The following is an 18,238-nucleotide window of genomic DNA, read 5'->3' as shown; positions in this document are numbered from 1 at the left end:
GGGCAGCCCGGTCAGCCGACCCCCCGCCTGGCCGCCCCCGCCCGTCCGGGCGGGGGCGGCCAGGAAGGCGGGCCTTCTACCTTCCTGCATAGAAATTCATGGTGTCGTATACACTTCCCGTCTCAGTGTCCCCGTCACTTCAGGAGCCCGGCATGGCCTTCAACCTCCGGAACCGGCACTTCCTCAAGGAGCTCGACTTCTCCCCGAAGGAGTTCCGCTTCCTGCTCGACCTCTCTGCGCAGCTCAAGGCCGCCAAGTACGCGGGGACGGAGCAGCAGCGGCTGCGCGGCAAGAACATCGCGCTGATCTTCGAGAAGACCTCGACCCGCACCCGCTGCGCCTTCGAGGTGGCCGCCCACGACCAGGGCGCCAGCACCACCTACCTCGACCCGTCGGGCTCGCAGATCGGCCACAAGGAGTCGATCAGGGACACCGCCCGGGTGCTCGGCCGGATGTTCGACGGTATCGAGTACCGGGGCCACGGCCAGGAGGTCGTCGAGGAGCTGGCCGAGTACGCGGGCGTCCCGGTGTGGAACGGGCTCACCGACGAGTGGCACCCCACGCAGATGCTGGCGGACGTGCTGACCGTCCAGGAGCACACGGCCAAGCCGCTGGAGGAGGTCGCCCTGGTCTACCTCGGTGACGCGCGCTCCAACATGGGCAACTCACTGCTGGTCACCGGTGCCCTGCTGGGGATGGACATCCGGATCGTCGCTCCCCGGCAGCTCTGGCCCGCCGAGGAGGTGCAGAAGGTCGCCCGGGCGCTCGCCGAGTCCACCGGCGCCCGGATCACCCTGACGGAGGACGTCGCGGCCGGGGTGGCCGGCGCCGACTTCCTCTACACCGATGTGTGGGTCTCGATGGGCGAGCCCAAGGAGGTCTGGGCCGAGCGGATCGCGCTGCTGAAGCCCTACCAGGTCTCGATGGAGACGATCCGGGCGACCGGCAACCCGGCCGTGAAGTTCCTGCACTGCCTCCCGGCCTTCCACGACCTGGGTACGGAGGTCGGGCGGCAGATGCACGAGGCCACCGGGATGTCCGAGCTGGAGGTGACCGACGAGGTGTTCGAGTCCCAGTACTCCATCGTCTTCGACCAGGCGGAGAACCGGCTGCACACCATCAAGGCCGTCCTGGTCGCCACCCTGGGGTCCTGACCTACCCCTCGGTCCGTCAGAAGCCGACGTTCACGCAGGCCGCCCGGTCGCTCGCGGTGTGCGGGCCGGCCGGGGTGCCCGCGTGGAGGACGATCGACTTCGCCTCGCCCACCCGGAAGGCCCAGCCGACGGTGGCGCTCGCCGAGCCGCTGCCCGACCGGTCGGTGCGGACCGTCATCCGCACCTCGTTGCGGTCGTTGGCGTAGACCAGGTCGGTGGACGGCTGCACCGGATCCACCCGGTGCTGGTAGTGCGGACCGGAGAGCGCCGGGTCGGCCCCGCACGGTCCGGTGTGGACATGGGCCGGGAACTCGTGCGCTGCCGCGACCCCGGACAGCTCCACGCGCACCGTGGTCCCGTCCGGCGCGCGCACCACCGTGACGTGGACGTGCGCGCCGTACGGGACGAGGTCCGGCGCGTGGCTGATCGCCGTCGGCGGTACGAAGGCGGTGGCCGGGTCGAAGTCGGCGTCCACCACCGTGGCGGGCGGCAGGACCGAGCGCAGCAGGGCGAGCGGGACCAGGGAAGCGGCGAGCAGGGCGGGCATGGTGCGGTCGGACCTCCTGGTGGGGCACGGCTGAGACCGTGGCGACGGACATCGACCACGGTCGCGGCCCGGGCCGGACCTCGGCGCGCCGCCGTGCCGCAGGGTCACCCGTACGAGCGGCCCGTTCGGCGGGGCCTCCCCGGCATGCCTCCGTGGACCCCGATGGCCCCGGGCAGCACGCAAGCCCCGAGTGCCGCACAAGCCCCGGGCAGCACGCGGTCGACCGGGTGCCTGCCCGCGCGACCGCTCGGGGTCAGCGCGCCGGGGCGATGCCGCGGATCTCGCAGCGCGGCCCGCTGGCCCGCATCAGCCGCAGGTCGGCCGTCACCAGCGGGACCCCCAGCTGCTCCGCCACCGCCACGTAGGCGGCGTCGTCCGGCGTCAGGTTGTCCTTCAGTTCCCAGATCCGCCCGAGCAGGGGAGCGACCTCCACCTTGTGGATCGCCAGGCCGGGCAGCTCGGCGGCCAGTTCGGCCACCCGTCCCGCGTCGAGTTCGCGGGCGAGGTACAGCCCTCGCAGGGACTGCATGACCTCGATCACCACGTGCTCTGGGGCGGCCCATTCGCCGTCCGCCGCGAGTTCGGCCCGCGCCGCCTGGCCTCGCGCGCCCTCGTCGGCCAGGGCCAGCACCAGTGCGGAGGCATCGACAACAATCACGGGCGGGCTCCCTGGGCGGTGGTGGCGGTACTGACGGTGGCTGCCGGCGGTGATCGACCGACGCGGCTCACCGTAGCCGGACCCGCGACCGCACCCGCGGGCGGTACCCGTACCCTCCAGCAGTACCCATACCCGCGTCCCGGTCCCGTCGGCCGCCCGGCCGCTTCGGCCTGCGCCCGGTACGTCCGAACCCCAGGATCTTCCGCCGCCGCCGGTGCGTCGGAGCACGCTCCCAGGACTTGCGTGACGGGGGCGGTGAGGGAAGTTTTGGAGACATGCCGCGGCGGTGTCGTCAGATCGCACTCAAGGGCATGCCTGAACGTCGGACTCACGCGCCCATGCACTATGGTTTATCTCGACATCGAGATAACTCCGCACTAGGGTCTATCTTGACGTCAAGATACTTGCCGAGAGGCGCAGGCGCCCATGCTCGCGACGGTGAGTTAGCTAAGGCTTACCTTACCTCATCGCCGGGTGGGCGGGAGGGGCCCAGCCCCACGCACACACGAAGCACCTAGAAGGAGTCAGTCGTGTCCGCGAACAGCTTCGACGCCCGCAGCTCGCTGCAGGTGGGCGACGAGTCGTACGAGATCTTCAAGCTCTCCGCCGTCGAGGGTTCCGAGCGGCTGCCGTACAGCCTCAAGGTGCTGCTGGAGAACCTGCTCCGCACCGAGGACGGTGCGAACATCACCGCCGACCACATCCGTGCGCTCGGCAACTGGGACGCGAACGCCCAGCCGAGCCAGGAGATCCAGTTCACCCCGGCCCGTGTGATCATGCAGGACTTCACCGGCGTGCCGTGCGTGGTCGACCTCGCCACCATGCGTGAAGCCGTCAAGGAGCTGGGCGGCGACCCGGCCAAGATCAACCCGCTGGCTCCGGCCGAGCTGGTCATCGACCACTCCGTCATCGCCGACAAGTTCGGCACCCCGGACGCCTTCGTCCAGAACGTCGAGATCGAGTACGGCCGCAACAAGGAGCGCTACCAGTTCCTGCGCTGGGGCCAGACCGCCTTCGACGAGTTCAAGGTCGTCCCGCCCGGCACCGGCATCGTGCACCAGGTGAACATCGAGCACCTGGCCCGCACCATCATGGTCCGGGGCGGCCAGGCGTACCCCGACACCTGCGTCGGCACCGACTCGCACACCACCATGGTCAACGGCCTGGGCGTGCTGGGCTGGGGCGTCGGCGGCATCGAGGCCGAGGCCGCGATGCTCGGCCAGCCGGTCTCCATGCTGATCCCGCGCGTGGTCGGCTTCAAGCTCAACGGCCAGCTGCCGGCCGGTGCGACCGCCACCGACCTGGTGCTCACCATCACCGAGATGCTGCGCAAGCACGGTGTGGTCGGCAAGTTCGTCGAGTTTTACGGCGAGGGCGTCACCTCGATCCCGCTGGCCAACCGCGCCACCATCGGCAACATGTCGCCGGAGTTCGGCTCGACCTGCGCGATCTTCCCGATCGACGCCGAGACCCTGAGCTACCTCAAGCTCACCGGCCGCAGCGAGCAGCAGCTCGCCCTGGTCGAGGCGTACGCCAAGGAGCAGGGCCTCTGGCACGACCCGTCGGTCGAGCCGGTCTACTCCGAGTACCTGGAGCTGGACGTCTCCACCGTCGTCCCGTCGATCGCCGGCCCGAAGCGCCCGCAGGACCGCGTGGTCCTGGCCGAGGCCGCCGACAAGTTCGCCGAGGCGCTGCCGACCTACTCGGCCGAGGCCAGCAAGCCGACCCAGGTGATCGCCGAGGACGGCAGCTCGTACGAGATCGACAACGGCGCGGTCGTGATCGCCTCGATCACCTCCTGCACCAACACCTCCAACCCCTCCGTCATGCTGGGCGCCGCCCTGCTGGCGAAGAAGGCCGTGGAGAAGGGCCTGCACGTCAAGCCCTGGGTCAAGACCACCCTGGCGCCCGGCTCCAAGGTCGTCATGGACTACTACGAGAAGGCCGGCCTGCTCCCCTACATGGAGAAGCTGGGCTTCAACCTGGTCGGCTACGGCTGCGTCACCTGCATCGGCAACTCGGGCCCGCTGCCCGAGGAGGTCTCGAAGGCCGTCAACGACGCCGACCTGGCCGTCGTCTCGGTGCTCTCCGGCAACCGCAACTTCGAGGGCCGGATCAACCCCGACGTCAAGATGAACTACCTGGCCTCCCCGCCGCTGGTGGTCGCCTACGCCATCGCCGGCAACATGGGCGTGGACATCACCCGTGACGCCCTGGGCCAGGACGCCGACGGCAACGACGTCTTCCTCGCCGACATCTGGCCCACCGAGCAGGAGGTCGCCCAGGTGGTGGCCAGCTCGATCGACCAGGACATGTTCGCCAAGGACTACGCGGACGTCTTCGCCGGTGACCACCGCTGGCAGTCGCTGCCCGTCCCGACCGGCAACACCTTCGAGTGGGACGCCGAGTCCACCTACGTCCGCAAGCCCCCGTACTTCGAGGGCATGCAGAAGGACCCGAGCCCGGTGACCGACATCGCCGGCGCCCGCGTCCTCGCCAAGCTGGGCGACTCGGTCACCACCGACCACATCTCCCCGGCCGGCAACATCAAGCCGGGCACCCCGGCCGCGCAGTACCTCACCGAGCACGGTGTGGAGAAGCGCGACTTCAACTCGTACGGTTCCCGCCGTGGCAACCACGAGGTGATGATCCGCGGCACCTTCGCCAACATCCGTCTGCGCAACCAGATCGCGCCGGGCACCGAGGGCGGCTACACCCGCGACTTCACCCAGGCCGACGGCCCGGTGTCGTTCATCTACGACGCCTCGCAGAACTACCAGGCCGCCGGCACCCCGCTGGTCGTCCTGGCCGGCAAGGAGTACGGCTCCGGCTCGTCCCGTGACTGGGCCGCCAAGGGCACCGCGCTGCTGGGCGTCAAGGCCGTCATCGCCGAGTCGTACGAGCGCATCCACCGCTCGAACCTGATCGGCATGGGCGTGCTGCCGCTGCAGTTCCCCGAGGGCCAGGACGCCGACTCCCTCGGCCTGACCGGCGAGGAGACCTTCTCCATCACCGGCGTGACCGAGCTCAACGAGGGCCGCACCCCGAAGACCGTGAAGGTCAAGGCCGGTGACAAGGAGTTCGACGCGGTCGTCCGCATCGACACCCCCGGTGAGGCGGACTACTACCGCAACGGCGGCATCCTGCAGTACGTGCTGCGCAGCCTGATCGGCTGAACCCAGTAGATCCGGCAGAGGCCGGTACTCACTCCTCGGAGTGGGTACCGGCCTCTTGTGCTTTCCGGAGGCGCCATCCGATCACGGTTCGATGCGGTGCTTTTGATGCAGTGCTGCTCAAAGCTGCGCGTTTCTATGTTCAAACGCGCACGAACGCGCTACCTTCTCCGGTGTCGGCGGGGTGTCGGTGCAAATGTGCAGGCTCCCTGCGAATTGCACATGCTGCACCGCCGACAACGCTTTGGTCGTCAGGGGGTCGCATCGGACGGTCGGACTATTGCCGCCAGATGAACAGTGGACTATACCTTTTCGCATCGAAGCAAACCGCCCCTGACCGGCACTTTCGCCGCTGGGCGCGCCCCGACAGCGGGAATTGACGATCCGTCATAACCTGACCGCATCTTCTGGACACGAGGGGTTAGGGCACTCATGGGCTCTGCAACCGAGTACAACCGCCGTGACATCTTCAAGCGCGCCGCCGGTATCGCCGTGCTCGCGGCCGCCGGGAGCCCGCTGCTCGCCGCCTGCGCCGGCGGCACCGGTGGCAGTGACACCAAGGGCGCGAAGAGCGGCGGTTACAACCTGGCCGACGCCAAGAACCCGTTCGGCGTGGACGGCAAGGCGGCCCTGGAGGCCTTCATCTTCGACGGTGGCTTCGGCAGCGAGTACCTCAAGGCGTTCGCGGCCATCTACGCCAAGACCTATCCCGACGCGAAGATCAACCAGCAGGCCGACAAGGACGTCACCGGCAAGCTCCAGCCCCGCTTCAACGCGGGCAGCCCGCCGGACGTCATCGACGACTCCGGCAACAAGCAGATCAAGCTGGACGTGCTGGTCGACTCCAACCAGCTGACCGACCTTCAGCCGCTGCTGGACGCCCCCTACCTCGACGACCCGTCCAAGAAGGTCAAGGACGTGCTGATGCCCGGCACCATCGACTCGGGCACCATCAAGGGCAAGGTGTACAACCTCTCCTACGTCTACACCGTCTTCGGTCTCTGGTACTCCGCCAAGCTCTTCAAGGACCACGGCTGGACGGCACCGAAGACCTGGGCAGACTTCATCACGCTCTGCGGCCAGATCAAGGCCGCCGGCATCGCACCGCTGGCCCACCAGGGCAAGTACCCGTACTACATCAACGTCGCCATGCTGGACATGATCGCCAAGCAGGGCGGTCTCGACCTGATGAAGCGGATCGACACCCTCGACCCGACCGCCTGGGACGACCCGGCCGTCAAGACCGCCATCGACTCCTTCTACCAGGTCGTCGACAAGGACTTCCTGCTCCCCGGCACCAACGGCATGACCCACATCGAGGCACAGACCGCCTGGAACCAGTACAAGGCGGCCTTCATCCCCTCCGGGTCCTGGCTGGAGAACGAGCAACTGCCCTCCACCCCGGCCGACTTCGGGATGACCTTCCTGCCGATGCCGTCGCTGCCCGGTGACAAGCTGCCGTTCGAGGCGATCCGTGCGGGCGCGGGTGAGCCGTTCATCGTGCCGCGGCAGGCCAAGAACGTCGCCGGCGGCCTGGAGTTCCTGCGGATGATGCTGACCAAGGAGGCCTCCGGCAAGTTCGCCGAGGTCGCCAACAGCCTGACCTGCCTCAAGGACGGGGTCGGCCCGGAGGTCAAGCTGCGTCCCGGCACCCAGTCCACCGTGGTGGCACTGAAGGCCGCCGGCGCCAACACCTTCAACTACCAGTACCCGAACACCGCCAGCAAGTTCGACGAGGACCTGCAGAACTCCTCGGGTGAGCTGATGGCCAAGCGCATCGGTCCGGACGAGTGGATCAAGCGTGCCAAGGAGTCGGCGACCAAGAACAAGACCGCCTGACCGGCGGAGCGGACGGATGCGCCAGGGGCCCGCCACCGGCGGCCCCCGGCGTGCCCGTGTCTGACGGACAGGAGATGTGGCGATGCGTCACGGCAAGTACCCCTTCATCGTGGGGTTCCTCTTTCTTCCGATCGTGCTGTACGTGGGCCTGGTGCTCTGGCCCTACCTGCAGACCTTCGGGTACTCCCTGACCGACTGGTCGGGTCAGAGCCAGCAGATGAACTTCGTCGGGCTGGACAACTACAGCAAGCTCCTCGGTGACGACGTCTTCCTCGGCGCGCTGTGGCACAACGTCTTCCTGCTCGCCGTCCTGCCGATCGTGACGATCCTGATCGCGCTCTTCTTCGCCTTCATGCTCAACGTCGGCGGCAGGGGCGGCACGGGCGGTGTGCAGGGAGTGCGCGGGGCCGGGCTCTACAAGGTGGTGTTCTTCTTCCCCCAGGTGCTCTCGATCGCCATCCTCGCCGTGCTCTGGCAGGCGGTCTACCGCACGGACGGCAGCGGACTGGCCAACGGCATCCTGATCAAGCTCGGCCTGGCGGACGCGCAGCACCCGGTGGCCTGGCTCTCCGACCCCGACCTGGTGCTCTGGTGCATCCTCGGGGTGCTGGTCTGGAGCGGCGTCGGCTTCTACCTGGTGCTGTTCTCCGCGGCTATGCAGTCGATCCCCAAGGACATCTACGAGGCCGCCCTGCTGGACGGCGCCAAGCGGGGACAGACCTTCTTCAGGATCACCCTGCCGCTGCTCTGGGAGACCGTGCAGACCGCCTGGGTCTACCTCGCGATCGTGGCGATGGACGCCTTCGCGCTGGTCGCCAGCATGACCCCGGGACGCACCTACGGCGGCGGCCCGGACCACCACAGCGAGCTGATGTCCACGTATCTGATGCGCAACTTCCTCGCCTTCGGCGAGGCCGGCTACGCCTGCGCGATGGGTGTCGTGATCTTCTTCTTCACCCTCATCCTGTCCGTCGTCTCGCTGCGGGTCACCCGGCGCGAGCGGATCGAGTACTGAGCGGGGCCCCGGCATGAGTACCAGCATCGAAAAGACCGCCCCCGTCACGGCCCCCGAACGGGCCGGGGGCAGCAGGCCCGTCAGCCGGACGGAGCGCTTCGCCGACAGCGGGGGAGTGCTGAACGTCTTCTCGCACGGCTTCCTCGCCCTCTGGGCCGTGCTGATCGTCTTCCCGCTGCTCTGGGTCGTGCTCGGCTCCTTCAAGACCGACGCCCAGATCAACGGCAGCGCCTGGAGCTGGCCGAGCCACTGGAGCTTCAAGGCCTTCGGCAGCGCCTGGACCAAGGGCCACATCGGCGGCTTCTTCGCCAACACCCTGATCGTGCTGGCCGGTTCGCTCACCCTGACCATGCTGCTCGGCGCGATGGCCGCCTATGTGCTCGCCCGGTACGAGTTCAAGGGCAACCGGCTGATCTACTTCTTCTTCGTGGCCGGTGCGATGTTCCCGGTCTACCTGGCGCTGGTCCCGCTGTTCTTCATGGTCAGGAACCTCGGCGAGATCTCCCCGCTGCTCGGGCTGAACAGCTACCTGGGCCTGATCCTGGTGTACGTCGCGTACTCGCTGCCGTTCACCGTGTTCTTCCTGCACTCCTTCTTCCGGACCCTGCCGACCGCCGTCCACGAGGCCGCGATGCTGGACGGCTGCTCGCACACCCGGGCGTTCTTCCAGGTCATGGTGCCGCTGGCCAAGCCGGGGCTGATCAGCGTCGGCATCTTCAACGTGCTCGGCCAGTGGAACCAGTACATCCTGCCGGTCACCCTGATGCAGCCGACCTCGGCGGGCGAGGCCGACCACTCGATGCTCGCCCAGGGCCTGGTCAACCTGGCCCTGCAGTCGGGCTACAAGAGCGACGCACCCGCGCTGTTCGCCGGTATGACGATCGCGATGCTGCCGGTGCTGGTGGTGTACCTGTCCTTCCAGCGCCAGGTGCAGTCGGGACTCACCTCGGCCACGCTCAAGTAGGCGCTCAGCCCGGCCGGACCGCCGGAGTGGGTACACCGCAGTCGGGACAACGCAGCCGGGCAGCACCGCAGGGGTGCTGCCCGGCTGTCGGCGTGTCAGCTCCGGTCGCAGGACTGGGCGCGCAGGGCACGGGCCAGGTCGTCGTGGCACTCCAGCACCAGGCGGCGCAGCGCGGGCGCGGCCGAGGGGTGCCCGGACAGCCAGGACTCGGTGGCGGCCAGCGTCTGCTCGCCGATCTGGTAGCGGGGGAAGAAGCCGCCGACGATCCGCATCGCGATCTCGATGCTGCGCTCGGACCAGATGTCCTCCAGCAGCGCGAAGTAGCGCTCGGCGTAGCCGGCCGTCAGCTCGCGCTGGCCCGGCTGGTTGAAGCCCGCGATCTGGGCCTCCACCAGGGCGTTGGGCAGCTCGTCGGAGTCGATCACGGCCGACCAGGCGGCGGCCTTGGCCTCGGCGGTCGGCAGTGCGGCCAGGCACTCGGTCAGGTTCTGCTTGCCGCTGGCGGTGTTGTCGGCGGCCAGCTCGGCGTTGAGCTCCCCGGCGCCCGCCTCCCCGGAGGAGGCCAGGGCCAGCCAGAACAGCCAGCGCAGGTCCTGGTCCATGTCGAGGCCGTCGATCCTCGCGGTCCCGGCGAGCAGGCCGCGCAGCAGCTGGAACTGCTCCTGCTCGCGGGCGGTCTGCGCGAGGAAGCGGGCCCAGGCCAGCTGGTGGTCGCTGCCCGGCGCGGCGGCGCGCAGCTCGCGCAGTGCGCAGTCGGCCAGCAGTCGTGCGCCCTCGGAACGCCCGGCCGGGTCGGCGTACACGTCCAGCGCGACCTTGGCCTGCTGGTGCAGCGACTGCAGCACGCCGATGTCCGACTCCTGACCGGCGAAGCGCAGTACCAGTGCCAGGTAGTCGCGGGTCGGCATCAGCCCGTCCCGGGTGAGGTTCCAGACGGCCGACCAGGCCAGCGCCCGGGCGAGGCCGTCGGCGATCTCGCCGAGGCCGGTGCGCAGGGTCTCCAGCGAGTGGCCGTCGAAGCGGATCTTGCAGTACGTCAGGTCGTCGTCGTTCAGCAGTACCAGCGCGGGCCTGGGCAGTCCGGCGAGCTCGGGGACGACGGTCCGGGCGCCGTGGACGTCCAGCTCGACCCGGTGGGTGCGGACCAGCCCGCCGACGGTGTCGCGGTCGTAGCAGCCGATCGCGATCCGGTGCGGGCGGGCCGTCGCGCCGTCCTGGACCACCGCGAACTCGGTGATCCGGCCCTCCGCGTCAGTGGTGAGCTGCGGGGTGAGCGAGTTGACGCCCGCGGTCTGCAGCCAGGACTTCGACCAGGCCGTCAGGTCGCGTCCGCTGGTCTGCTCCAGCACGCCGAGCAGGTCGCCGAGCACGGTGTTGCCGTAGGCGTGCCGCTTGAAGTACTGGCGGGCGCCCTCGAAGAAGGCGTCCCGGCCGACGTAGGCGACCAGCTGCTTGAGCACCGAGGCGCCCTTGGCGTAGGTGATCCCGTCGAAGTTCAGCTTGGCGTCTTCGAGGTCGCGGATGTCCGCGGTGATCGGGTGCGTGGTGGGGAACTGGTCCTGCCGGTACGCCCAGGCCTTGCGCCGGTTGGCGAAGGTGATCCAGGCGGACTGGTACCTGGTGGCCTCGATCTGCGAGAAGGAGCCCATGAAGTCGGCGAAGGACTCCTTCAGCCAGAGGTCGTCCCACCACTTCATGGTGACCAGGTCGCCGAACCACATGTGCGCCATCTCGTGCAGGATGACGTTGGCCCGGCCCTCGTACGAGGCCTCGGTGACCTTCGAGCGGAAGACGAAGTCCTCGCGGAAGGTGACGCAGCCGGGGTTCTCCATCGCGCCGATGTTGTACTCGGGCACGAAGCACTGGTCGTACTTCCCGAACGGGTACGGGAAGTCGAACTCCTGGTGGAAGAAGTCCAGGCCCTGCTTGGTGACGGTGAAGATCTCGTCCGCGTCGAAGTACGGGGCCAGCGACCTGCGGCAGGTCGCGGCGAGCGGGATCTCCAGCGTGCTGCCGTCGGCGAGTTCGCGGCTGTAGTGGTCGCGCTCGACGTGGTACGGGCCGGCCACCACGGCGGTGAGGTAGGTGGAGATCGGCTTGGTGGCCGCGAACTGCCAGACGCGGGCGTCGCCCTCGGTGGCGACGTCCTCGTGCACCGCGTTGTTGTAGACGTCCCAGGCGGCCGGCGCGGTCACCGTGAAGCCGAACGGTGCCTTCAGGTCCGGCTGTTCGAAGGTGGCGAACACCCGGCGGGCGTCGGCCGGTTCGTAGTGGGTGTAGAGGTACGTCTCGCCGTCCACCGGGTCCACGAAGCGGTGCAGGCCCTCGCCGGTGCGGCTGTACGCGCAGTCCGCCTCGACCACCAGGAGGTTCTGCTCGGCCAGCCCGGCGAGGGTGATCCGGACGCCGTCGAAGACCGCGGCCGGGTCCAGCGCGCGGCCGTTCAGGGTCACGGAGCGTACGGCGGGTGCCAGCAGGTCCACGAAGGTGGAGGCGCCCGGGGCGGAGCTGCGGAAGGCGATCGTCGTGGTGGAGCTGAAGGTGGCGGCCGCCGGGTCCACGGCGGAGGTCACGTCGAGGTGGACCCGGTAGCTGTCCACGCTGAGGATGGCGGCCCGCTGCTGGGCTTCCTCGCGGCTCAGGTTCTTGCCCGGCACGGGCGGTACTCCTTTGTCCGGCTCGCACGCTGGGTGCTGGTTGCTTGCTGGGCATCCTTTCACGCAGTCCACGCCGTGCCATTGCACAGGTCACACGGAATCAGCTCGGAGGTGGCGGTGTTGCGACCTGACATAGGCAAGAGCACTTCGCTGTCGACTGTGAAGGACGTAGGTCAGTGACCACCGCAGACTCCCGCAAGATCGCCGACTTCTGGTTCGACCCGATCTGCCCCTGGGCCTGGATGACCTCTCGCTGGATGCTGGAAGTCGAGCAGCTGCGTCCGGTGGAGACCCGTTGGCACGTGATGAGCCTGGCCGTCCTCAACGAGAACCGCGAGGACCTGCCGGAGAAGTACAAGCAGAACCTGGCCAATGCCTGGCGCCCGGTCCGGGTGCTGATCGCCGCCGCCCAGGCGCACGGTGACAAGGCGCTCGGCCCGCTCTACACCGAGCTCGGCACCCGCTTCCACAACCAGGGCCTGCCCAACGAGCGCTCGACCATCGAGGCGGCGCTGGTGGCGGCGGGTCTGCCGGTCGAGCTGGCCGACGCGGCCGACAGCGACGCGTTCGACGCCGAGCTGCGCGCCTCGCACCAGGAGGGCATCTCGCTGGTCGGCGAGGACGTCGGCACCCCGGTGATCGCGGTGGAGGGCGCCGACGGCGAGAAGGTCGCCTTCTTCGGCCCGGTGGTCACCCCGACCCCGCGCGGCGAGGCCGCCGCCCGGCTCTGGGACGGCACCATCCTGGTCGCCTCCACCCCGGGCTTCTACGAGATCAAGCGCACCCGCACGGCCGCGCCGTCCTTCGAGTAGCCGGGCCGGACCAGCGGACACGGCGAGGGGCCCGGTACCGGAGTACCGGGCCCCTCGCCGTGTCGTCGGGCGTCAGGCGGTGCGGCGCTGCTTCAGCCAGCCGAGCACCGAGAGCACCACGGCCAGGCCGGCCGTGAAGTACAGCTGGATCCGGTTGTCGGCGTCCGTCAGCATCAGGGCCAGCACCGCGATGATCGCGGCCAGTGCCACCCAGGTCAGGTACGGGAAGAGCCACATCCGGACGGTGAGCTGCTCGGGCGCCTCGCGCTCCAGCCGGCGGCGCATCCGCAGCTGGGCCACCGCGATGAAGGCCCAGACCACCAGGACGGCGGCGCCGACCATGTTGAGCAGCCAGGTGAAGACGGTGGTCGGCCACCAGTAGCTCAGCAGCACCGCGAGGAAGCCGAAGGCCGAGGAGGCCAGCACGGCCGGCCGCGGCACCCCGCCGGCCACCCGGGCCAGCGCCCTGGGGCCCTGGCCGCGCTGGACCAGCGAGAACGCCATCCGGGAGGAGCCGTAGATGTTGGCGTTCATCGCCGACAGCAGGGCGATCAGCACCACCACGTTCATCAGCTGGCCGGCGCCGGGGATGCCGAGGCTGTTCAGCACCGCGACGTACGGGCCGTCCTTGGTCACCGCGGCGTCGTTCCACGGCACCAGGGTGACGATCACGGCCATCGAGCCGACGTAGAACAGGGCGATCCGCCACATCGCGGTGCGCACCGCGGTGGCCACGCTGCGCCGGGGGTCCTCGGACTCGGCTGCCGCGATGGTCACGGTCTCCAGTCCGCCGTAGGCGAAGACCGAGGTCAGCAGGCCGGTGATCAGGCCGGTGGAACCGTGCGGGAAGAAGCCGCCGTGGCCGGTGAGGTTGGCGCCGCCGGGGGAGGAGGTGCCGGGCAGCAGGCCGAGGATGGCCAGCGCGCAGATCACCAGGAACGCGGAGATGGCAGTGATCTTGACCGCCGCGAACCAGAACTCGAACTCGCCGAAGTTCTTCACGGCCGCCAGGTTGGTGGCGCAGAAGAAGCTCATGAAGACGGCCACCCAGACCCAGAGCGGTACGCCCGGGAACCAGTTGCTCATCACGTGCGAGGCGCCGATCGCCTCGGCGGCCACGCCGACGCAGAGCATGGTCCAGAACATCCAGCCGACGGTCAGACCGGCCCAGGGGCCGATCTCCCGCTCGGCGTGCACGGAGAAGGAGCCGCTGGCCGGGCGGGCCGCGGACATCTCGCCGAGCATCCGCATCACCAGCATGACCAGCAGCCCGGAGGCGGCGAAGGCCAGCACGATGGACGGACCGGCGGCGGCGATCCCGGCACCGGAGCCGACGAACAGCCCGGCGCCGATCACTCCGCCGAGCGCGATCATCGACAGATGGCGCTGCTTGAGGCCGTGGGAGAGCTGCTGGCCCTCGGAGCCTGGAGCCTGCTCGGCAGGCTCCAGCAACGGCTGGGTGGTGGGGGTCGGCATAGAGGAAGATCCAGACTGTACGGATGGCGGAGCAGTCAGTCCACTATTCGGTACGCCGGATGGTCATGCCAAGAATTCGTACGCAAGGACCGGATTCCGGACATCAGAGTGACCGAAAGTGACCGCATTTCTACTCAAATGACACCGTGGAGGTAGGACAGGACGGAAACCGACAAGGTGAGGGGTGGACGCTTTGTCGAGGCCGATGCCCGTCAGAGGCGCCGCAGCGCATAGGTTCACAACTGTTCACGAGCGTCCACGAACGACCACGTCGTGCCAGAACTGGAGACCTGCCCCATGGCCACTGCCGCCACGCCCGCACCCGCCACGGTCCTCGCCGACCACCTTCCGCGAGCGACCACCAGGCTCGGCGGCCAGGTGCGCGAGCTGGCGCTGGTCGCCGGGGGCGCCGCGCTGACCGGCCTCGCGGCCCAGTTCTCGGTGTCCGTCCCCGGCTCGCCCGTGCCGGTCACCGGCCAGACCTTCGCCGCGCTCCTGGTCGGCACCGCCCTCGGCACCCGCCGGGGCGTCGCCTCGCTCGCCCTCTACCTGCTGGCGGGCATGGCCGGGATGCCGTGGTTCGCCGGGGGCAGCTCGGGTTTCGCGATGCCGAGCCTCGGCTACACCATCGGCTTCGTCCTGGCGGCAGCCCTCACCGGCGCGTTCGCCCGGCGCGGGGCGGACCGCAGCCTGCCGCGCACGGCGGTGGCGATGGTGCTGGGCAACCTGGCCATCTACGCGGTCGGCGTCCCGTACCTGGCCGCCTCGCTGCACGTCCCGCTGGCCAAGGCGGCCGACCTGGGCCTCTACCCCTACCTGGTCGGGGACGGCCTCAAGGTCCTGCTCGCGATGGGCGCGCTGCCCCTCACCTGGAAGCTCCTCGGCCGCCGCGGCTGAGCCTGCTCCCGGCTGTGCCTGCTCCCGGCTGCGCCGGGGTCGCCGACCGGGGCGCGGGGAAGCGCGTGACCGGCCCTCGACGAGGTGCCCGGCTGTTCGCACACCCCCGCGCCCCGGGGTGTTGCCCCGTCATCCGCGGGCGTGCCCCTGAAAGGTCGCCCGGCCTCCCGCATGCCACACTCATACGCATGCGCGTGTACCTGGGTTCCGACCATGCCGGATACGACCTCAAGAACCACCTCGTCCAGTGGCTGAAGGAGAACGGCCACGAGCCGATCGACTGCGGGCCGCACATCTACGACGCCGAGGACGACTACCCGCCGTTCTGCCTGCGCGCCGCCGAGCGCACCGCCGCCGACCCCGAGGCGCTCGGCATCGTGATCGGCGGCTCGGGCAACGGTGAGGCGATCGCCGCCAACAAGGTGAAGGGCGTCCGCGCCGCGCTCGCCTGGAGTGAGCAGACCGCCTCGCTCGGCCGCGAGCACAACAATGCCAACGTGATCAGCATCGGCGGCCGGATGCACACGGAGGAGGAGTCGACCCGCTTCGTCGAGGTCTTCCTCAACACCCCGTACAGCGGCGAGCCGCGCCACACCCGCCGGATCGCCATGCTGAGCGAGTACGAGACCACCGGCGAGCTCCCCCCGATCCCGGCCCACCACCCGCAGGGCTGACCCCCCTCCGACGCGAGCTGCCGTACGGGCCGTCAGAACCCGTGCGGCAGCCAGGGCGCGACATCCGAGGCGAACGCCCGGGATGCCTCCGCCAGCGCACCCCCGCGCAGTTCGGTGACCCGCCCGGCCGCGCCGAGCGCCGCCAGCGTCATCCCGCCGAGGTACGCCGAACCCAACTCGCGGACCGTCAGCGCCAGCTCGGCCGCCGCTGTGGTCGGCAGACAGGTCGCCTCCTTGCCGGGCCCGCCAGCCTGCAGCTTCCAGCGGCCGGCGTTCCACGGGCAGAACTCGTCCGCCACCTCCAGCACCACCTCGACCGGCGCCGCGTACTCGCGCAGCCGGAGCGCCGTACCGACCTCCACCAGCCGGACGTAGAGCGAATCCCCGAGCTCGGGGTTCAGCCGACGGGTGTCCGAGACCAGGTGGAACAGCGGGTCGTCCACCGGGCGGCTGCCGGCCTTCACCCGGTCGGTCAGGTCGATCTCCAGCAGGTACGACCAGAGCCTGGCGTACACCTGGGGCGAGAGCGCCTCGACATCGCGGACCAGCACCACCCCGGCCGCGGACCGGCCGGTCGACTCGTCCTTGACCTGGTACCGGGCGTAGCCGAGCAGCCGGCCGCTGCGCCCGTCCTCGGCCAGCACCACCTGGAGCGGTGAGGCGCCGTCCCGGTGCGCGGGACCGTCCAGCAGTGGCAGCCGTTCCCAGCCCGGCCGGCGCTCCAGCATCCCGGGGCGCAGCGGCACCCGGGCCGCGTACAGCTCCTCGCAGGCCGGTCCGCTCTCCGCCGGGTCGGCCAGCCGGAGCCGGGCGCCGTCCGCGGGCGGCGCGGGCAGGCTCAGCCGACGGCTCTCGATGTCCAGGGAGACGCGCAGGGTGCCGAGGCCGTAGCCGAAGCGGCCGCAGATGGCCGGTTCGGAGGCGGTGAGCACGGCCAGTGCCTCGCCCCGGGCGCGGATGTCGTCCAGCTGGCGGCGCATCATCGCGGTCAGCAGGCCGCGCCGCCGGTGGGTCGGCAGCACCCCGACCATGGTCACTCCGGCGACCGGGACCACCGCGCCGCCGGGCACGGTCATCCGGAGGCTGAACGCGCCCGAGCCCGCCACCGGCACCGCTCCCTCCCAGACGCCCTGCGCGCGGTCGACCTCGGTCAGGTCGTGCCAGAGCTGCCGCGCCTCGGGCGGTTCCCCTGTGCCACCGAACGCGACCTCCAGGGCCCGGAACCAGGCGTCCCACTCCCCGGGGGCCAAGGTGCGTACGGTCTGGGCGATTTGAGAGAAATGGGTGGAATCACTCGCAAGACCCGGAGTCATACTTCCCACAGCTATCATCCGGTTTTGCCGGACGCGACCGATTTCCCGCCATGTCCCCAACTTCCTTGCGGCGCAGTCGGGATGGGCGGCCGGGCAGGCGGCCGAAACGCGCCGGGGGAGTCCTGGCGCAACCCGCCCGACACGGCACACCCATCGACGCCGCCCCGGCCGGTGGATAAGGTCGGAGCCCATGGCTGGCAGCACGCCGGGCGCACCACCGCCCCAGACGACTGCGAAGAGGTCCACCGCGACGGCGGCTGCGGACCCCTGGACGGCCCGGCTGCGCACCAGGCTGTACCGGGCCCGGCGAAGGCTGCGCCGAACCGGGGTGGACTACTTCCGCGGCGACGCCTCCGACTGGCTCGCCTTCGGCGCGTTCCTGGCGATGGTCCCGCTGCTCGTCCTGCTCAACGTCTGGTTCCCGGCCTGGGTACCGCCCACCGCCCTGGTCCTGCCGATCCTCGCCGGCGCCCTGCTGCTGCGCCCCGGCACCCTGGTGCTGCTGTACGCCGCCGCCGCGCTGGGCCTGTCCACCGAGTCGGTGATCCACACCGGCGAGCGGGTGGCCAGCGAGCACCCCGAGAGCTACGTCTTCGGCGTCACCCCGGGCGCCGCCCTGGTGGTCGGCGCGGTCGGAGTGGCCGGGCTGCTGCTGGCCCAGTTCCGCAGCCGGGTCGGCGTGCCCTGGCGCGGCGGCGGCACCATGCTCTTCGACCTGCGCGAACGGCTGCGGGTGCAGAGCCAGGTCCCGGCGCTGCCCGAGGGCTGGTACGCGGACATGGCGCTGCGCCCCGCCGGCGGCCAGTCCTTCTCCGGCGACTTCGTGGTGGCCGCCAGAACCGGTCCCGGCCGACGGATGCTGGAGTGCGTCCTGGCAGACGTCTCCGGCAAGGGCATGGACGCGGGCTCGCGCGCCCTGCTGCTGTCCGGGGCGTTCGGCGGCCTGCTCGGCTCGCTGCCCGCGCACGAGTTCCTGCCCGCCGCCAACGGCTATCTGCTGCGGCAGGACTGGGAGGAGGGCTTCGCCACCGCCGTCCACCTGGTGCTGGACCTGGACAC

The 18,238-nt window shown here is 69.9% G+C and carries 14 protein-coding genes; 9 read left to right on the top strand and 5 right to left on the bottom strand.

The window, feature by feature from the left end; all coding sequences use genetic code 11:
* The first annotated feature begins 152 nt into the window (after positions 1 to 152).
* On the top strand, positions 153 to 1,154 hold the full coding sequence (gene argF, locus UK12_RS20070; RefSeq protein WP_045304433.1) for an ornithine carbamoyltransferase: 1,002 nt from the start codon (positions 153 to 155) through the stop codon (positions 1,152 to 1,154).
* 16 nt (positions 1,155 to 1,170) lie between these two features.
* Here argF and UK12_RS20065 read toward each other — a convergent pair whose 3' ends face one another.
* Together UK12_RS20065 and UK12_RS20060 are read right to left on the bottom strand one after the other, a co-directional pair.
* Entirely contained in the window at positions 1,171 to 1,701 is a 531-nt protein-coding gene (locus UK12_RS20065; RefSeq protein ID WP_052682016.1) for a hypothetical protein, read from the bottom strand.
* A gap of 253 nt (positions 1,702 to 1,954) precedes the next feature.
* A complete protein-coding gene (locus UK12_RS20060; RefSeq protein WP_045304432.1) occupies positions 1,955 to 2,359 on the bottom strand; it encodes a type II toxin-antitoxin system VapC family toxin in 405 nt (134 codons plus the stop codon).
* Positions 2,360 to 2,889: 530 nt separating this feature from the next.
* Here UK12_RS20060 and acnA point away from each other — a divergent pair.
* The 4 genes from acnA to UK12_RS20040 all read left to right on the top strand — a co-directional run bounded on the left by acnA (position 2,890) and on the right by UK12_RS20040 (position 9,350).
* Entirely contained in the window at positions 2,890 to 5,535 is a 2,646-nt protein-coding gene (acnA, locus tag UK12_RS20055) for an aconitate hydratase AcnA (RefSeq protein ID WP_045304431.1), read from the top strand.
* A 429-nt stretch (positions 5,536 to 5,964) separates the two neighbouring features.
* The gene (gene ngcE / locus UK12_RS20050; protein ID WP_045304430.1) at positions 5,965 to 7,371 is read left to right on the top strand and encodes an N-acetylglucosamine/diacetylchitobiose ABC transporter substrate-binding protein; all 1,407 of its coding nucleotides are present in this window, start codon (positions 5,965 to 5,967) and stop codon (positions 7,369 to 7,371) included.
* An 82-nt stretch (positions 7,372 to 7,453) separates the two neighbouring features.
* Positions 7,454 to 8,386, top strand: coding sequence for a carbohydrate ABC transporter permease (locus UK12_RS20045; RefSeq protein WP_045304429.1), 933 nt, complete (start codon positions 7,454 to 7,456; stop codon positions 8,384 to 8,386).
* Positions 8,387 to 8,399: 13 nt separating this feature from the next.
* Positions 8,400 to 9,350 (top strand): carbohydrate ABC transporter permease, encoded by a 951-nt coding sequence (locus UK12_RS20040; RefSeq protein WP_045304428.1) that lies wholly within the window; start codon positions 8,400 to 8,402, stop codon positions 9,348 to 9,350.
* A gap of 95 nt (positions 9,351 to 9,445) precedes the next feature.
* Here the strand turns inward: UK12_RS20040 and pepN are convergent, their stop codons facing one another.
* Positions 9,446 to 12,007, bottom strand: a complete 2,562-nt coding sequence (pepN, locus tag UK12_RS20035) for an aminopeptidase N (RefSeq protein WP_045304427.1) — start codon at positions 12,005 to 12,007, stop codon at positions 9,446 to 9,448.
* 176 nt (positions 12,008 to 12,183) lie between these two features.
* Here pepN and UK12_RS20030 point away from each other — a divergent pair, with 176 nt between their 5' ends.
* A complete protein-coding gene (locus tag UK12_RS20030) occupies positions 12,184 to 12,819 on the top strand; it encodes a mycothiol-dependent nitroreductase Rv2466c family protein (protein ID WP_045304426.1) in 636 nt (211 codons plus the stop codon).
* A gap of 72 nt (positions 12,820 to 12,891) precedes the next feature.
* Here UK12_RS20030 and UK12_RS20025 read toward each other — a convergent pair whose 3' ends face one another.
* Complete coding sequence (locus UK12_RS20025) at positions 12,892 to 14,295, bottom strand: amino acid permease (RefSeq protein ID WP_197085015.1); 1,404 nt, start codon at positions 14,293 to 14,295, stop codon at positions 12,892 to 12,894.
* Positions 14,296 to 14,592: 297 nt separating this feature from the next.
* Here UK12_RS20025 and UK12_RS20020 point away from each other — a divergent pair, with 297 nt between their 5' ends.
* Entirely contained in the window at positions 14,593 to 15,192 is a 600-nt protein-coding gene (locus UK12_RS20020) for a biotin transporter BioY (RefSeq protein WP_045304425.1), read from the top strand.
* A gap of 188 nt (positions 15,193 to 15,380) precedes the next feature.
* On the top strand, positions 15,381 to 15,866 hold the full coding sequence (locus tag UK12_RS20015) for a ribose-5-phosphate isomerase (RefSeq protein WP_045304424.1): 486 nt from the start codon (positions 15,381 to 15,383) through the stop codon (positions 15,864 to 15,866).
* A 32-nt stretch (positions 15,867 to 15,898) separates the two neighbouring features.
* Here UK12_RS20015 and UK12_RS20010 read toward each other — a convergent pair whose 3' ends face one another.
* Positions 15,899 to 17,179, bottom strand: coding sequence for a GNAT family N-acetyltransferase (locus UK12_RS20010; RefSeq protein ID WP_045304423.1), 1,281 nt, complete (start codon positions 17,177 to 17,179; stop codon positions 15,899 to 15,901).
* Between the two features lie 190 nt (positions 17,180 to 17,369).
* Between UK12_RS20010 and UK12_RS20005 the strand changes: the two genes are divergently transcribed.
* Positions 17,370 to 18,238 (top strand): SpoIIE family protein phosphatase (locus UK12_RS20005; RefSeq protein ID WP_156178822.1); only part of this gene is annotated, 869 nt, incomplete at its 3' end.

The sequence above is a fragment of the Saccharothrix sp. ST-888 genome (genome assembly GCF_000955975.1).
Classification (GTDB): domain Bacteria; phylum Actinomycetota; class Actinomycetes; order Streptomycetales; family Streptomycetaceae; genus Kitasatospora.
The sequence above is the reverse complement of the archived record's forward strand: the minus strand, read 5'-3'. Positions and strand labels throughout refer to the sequence as shown.

Bases quoted from the DNA above. Each gene is read 5' to 3' on its own strand.
- UK12_RS20020 (WP_045304425.1), top strand. From the start codon at position 14,593: ATGGCCACTGCCGCCACGCCCGCACCCGCCACGGTCCTCGCCGACCAC.
- UK12_RS20045 (WP_045304429.1), top strand. From the start codon at position 7,454: ATGCGTCACGGCAAGTACCCCTTCATCGTGGGGTTCCTCTTTCTTCCG.
- UK12_RS20065 (WP_052682016.1), bottom strand. From the start codon at position 1,701: ATGCCCGCCCTGCTCGCCGCTTCCCTGGTCCCGCTCGCCCTGCTGCGC.
- UK12_RS20040 (WP_045304428.1), top strand. From the start codon at position 8,400: ATGAGTACCAGCATCGAAAAGACCGCCCCCGTCACGGCCCCCGAACGG.
- UK12_RS20010 (WP_045304423.1), bottom strand. From the start codon at position 17,179: ATGACTCCGGGTCTTGCGAGTGATTCCACCCATTTCTCTCAAATCGCC.
- ngcE (WP_045304430.1), top strand. From the start codon at position 5,965: ATGGGCTCTGCAACCGAGTACAACCGCCGTGACATCTTCAAGCGCGCC.
- argF (WP_045304433.1), top strand. From the start codon at position 153: ATGGCCTTCAACCTCCGGAACCGGCACTTCCTCAAGGAGCTCGACTTC.
- UK12_RS20025 (WP_197085015.1), bottom strand. From the start codon at position 14,295: ATGCCGACCCCCACCACCCAGCCGTTGCTGGAGCCTGCCGAGCAGGCT.
- UK12_RS20015 (WP_045304424.1), top strand. From the start codon at position 15,381: ATGCGCGTGTACCTGGGTTCCGACCATGCCGGATACGACCTCAAGAAC.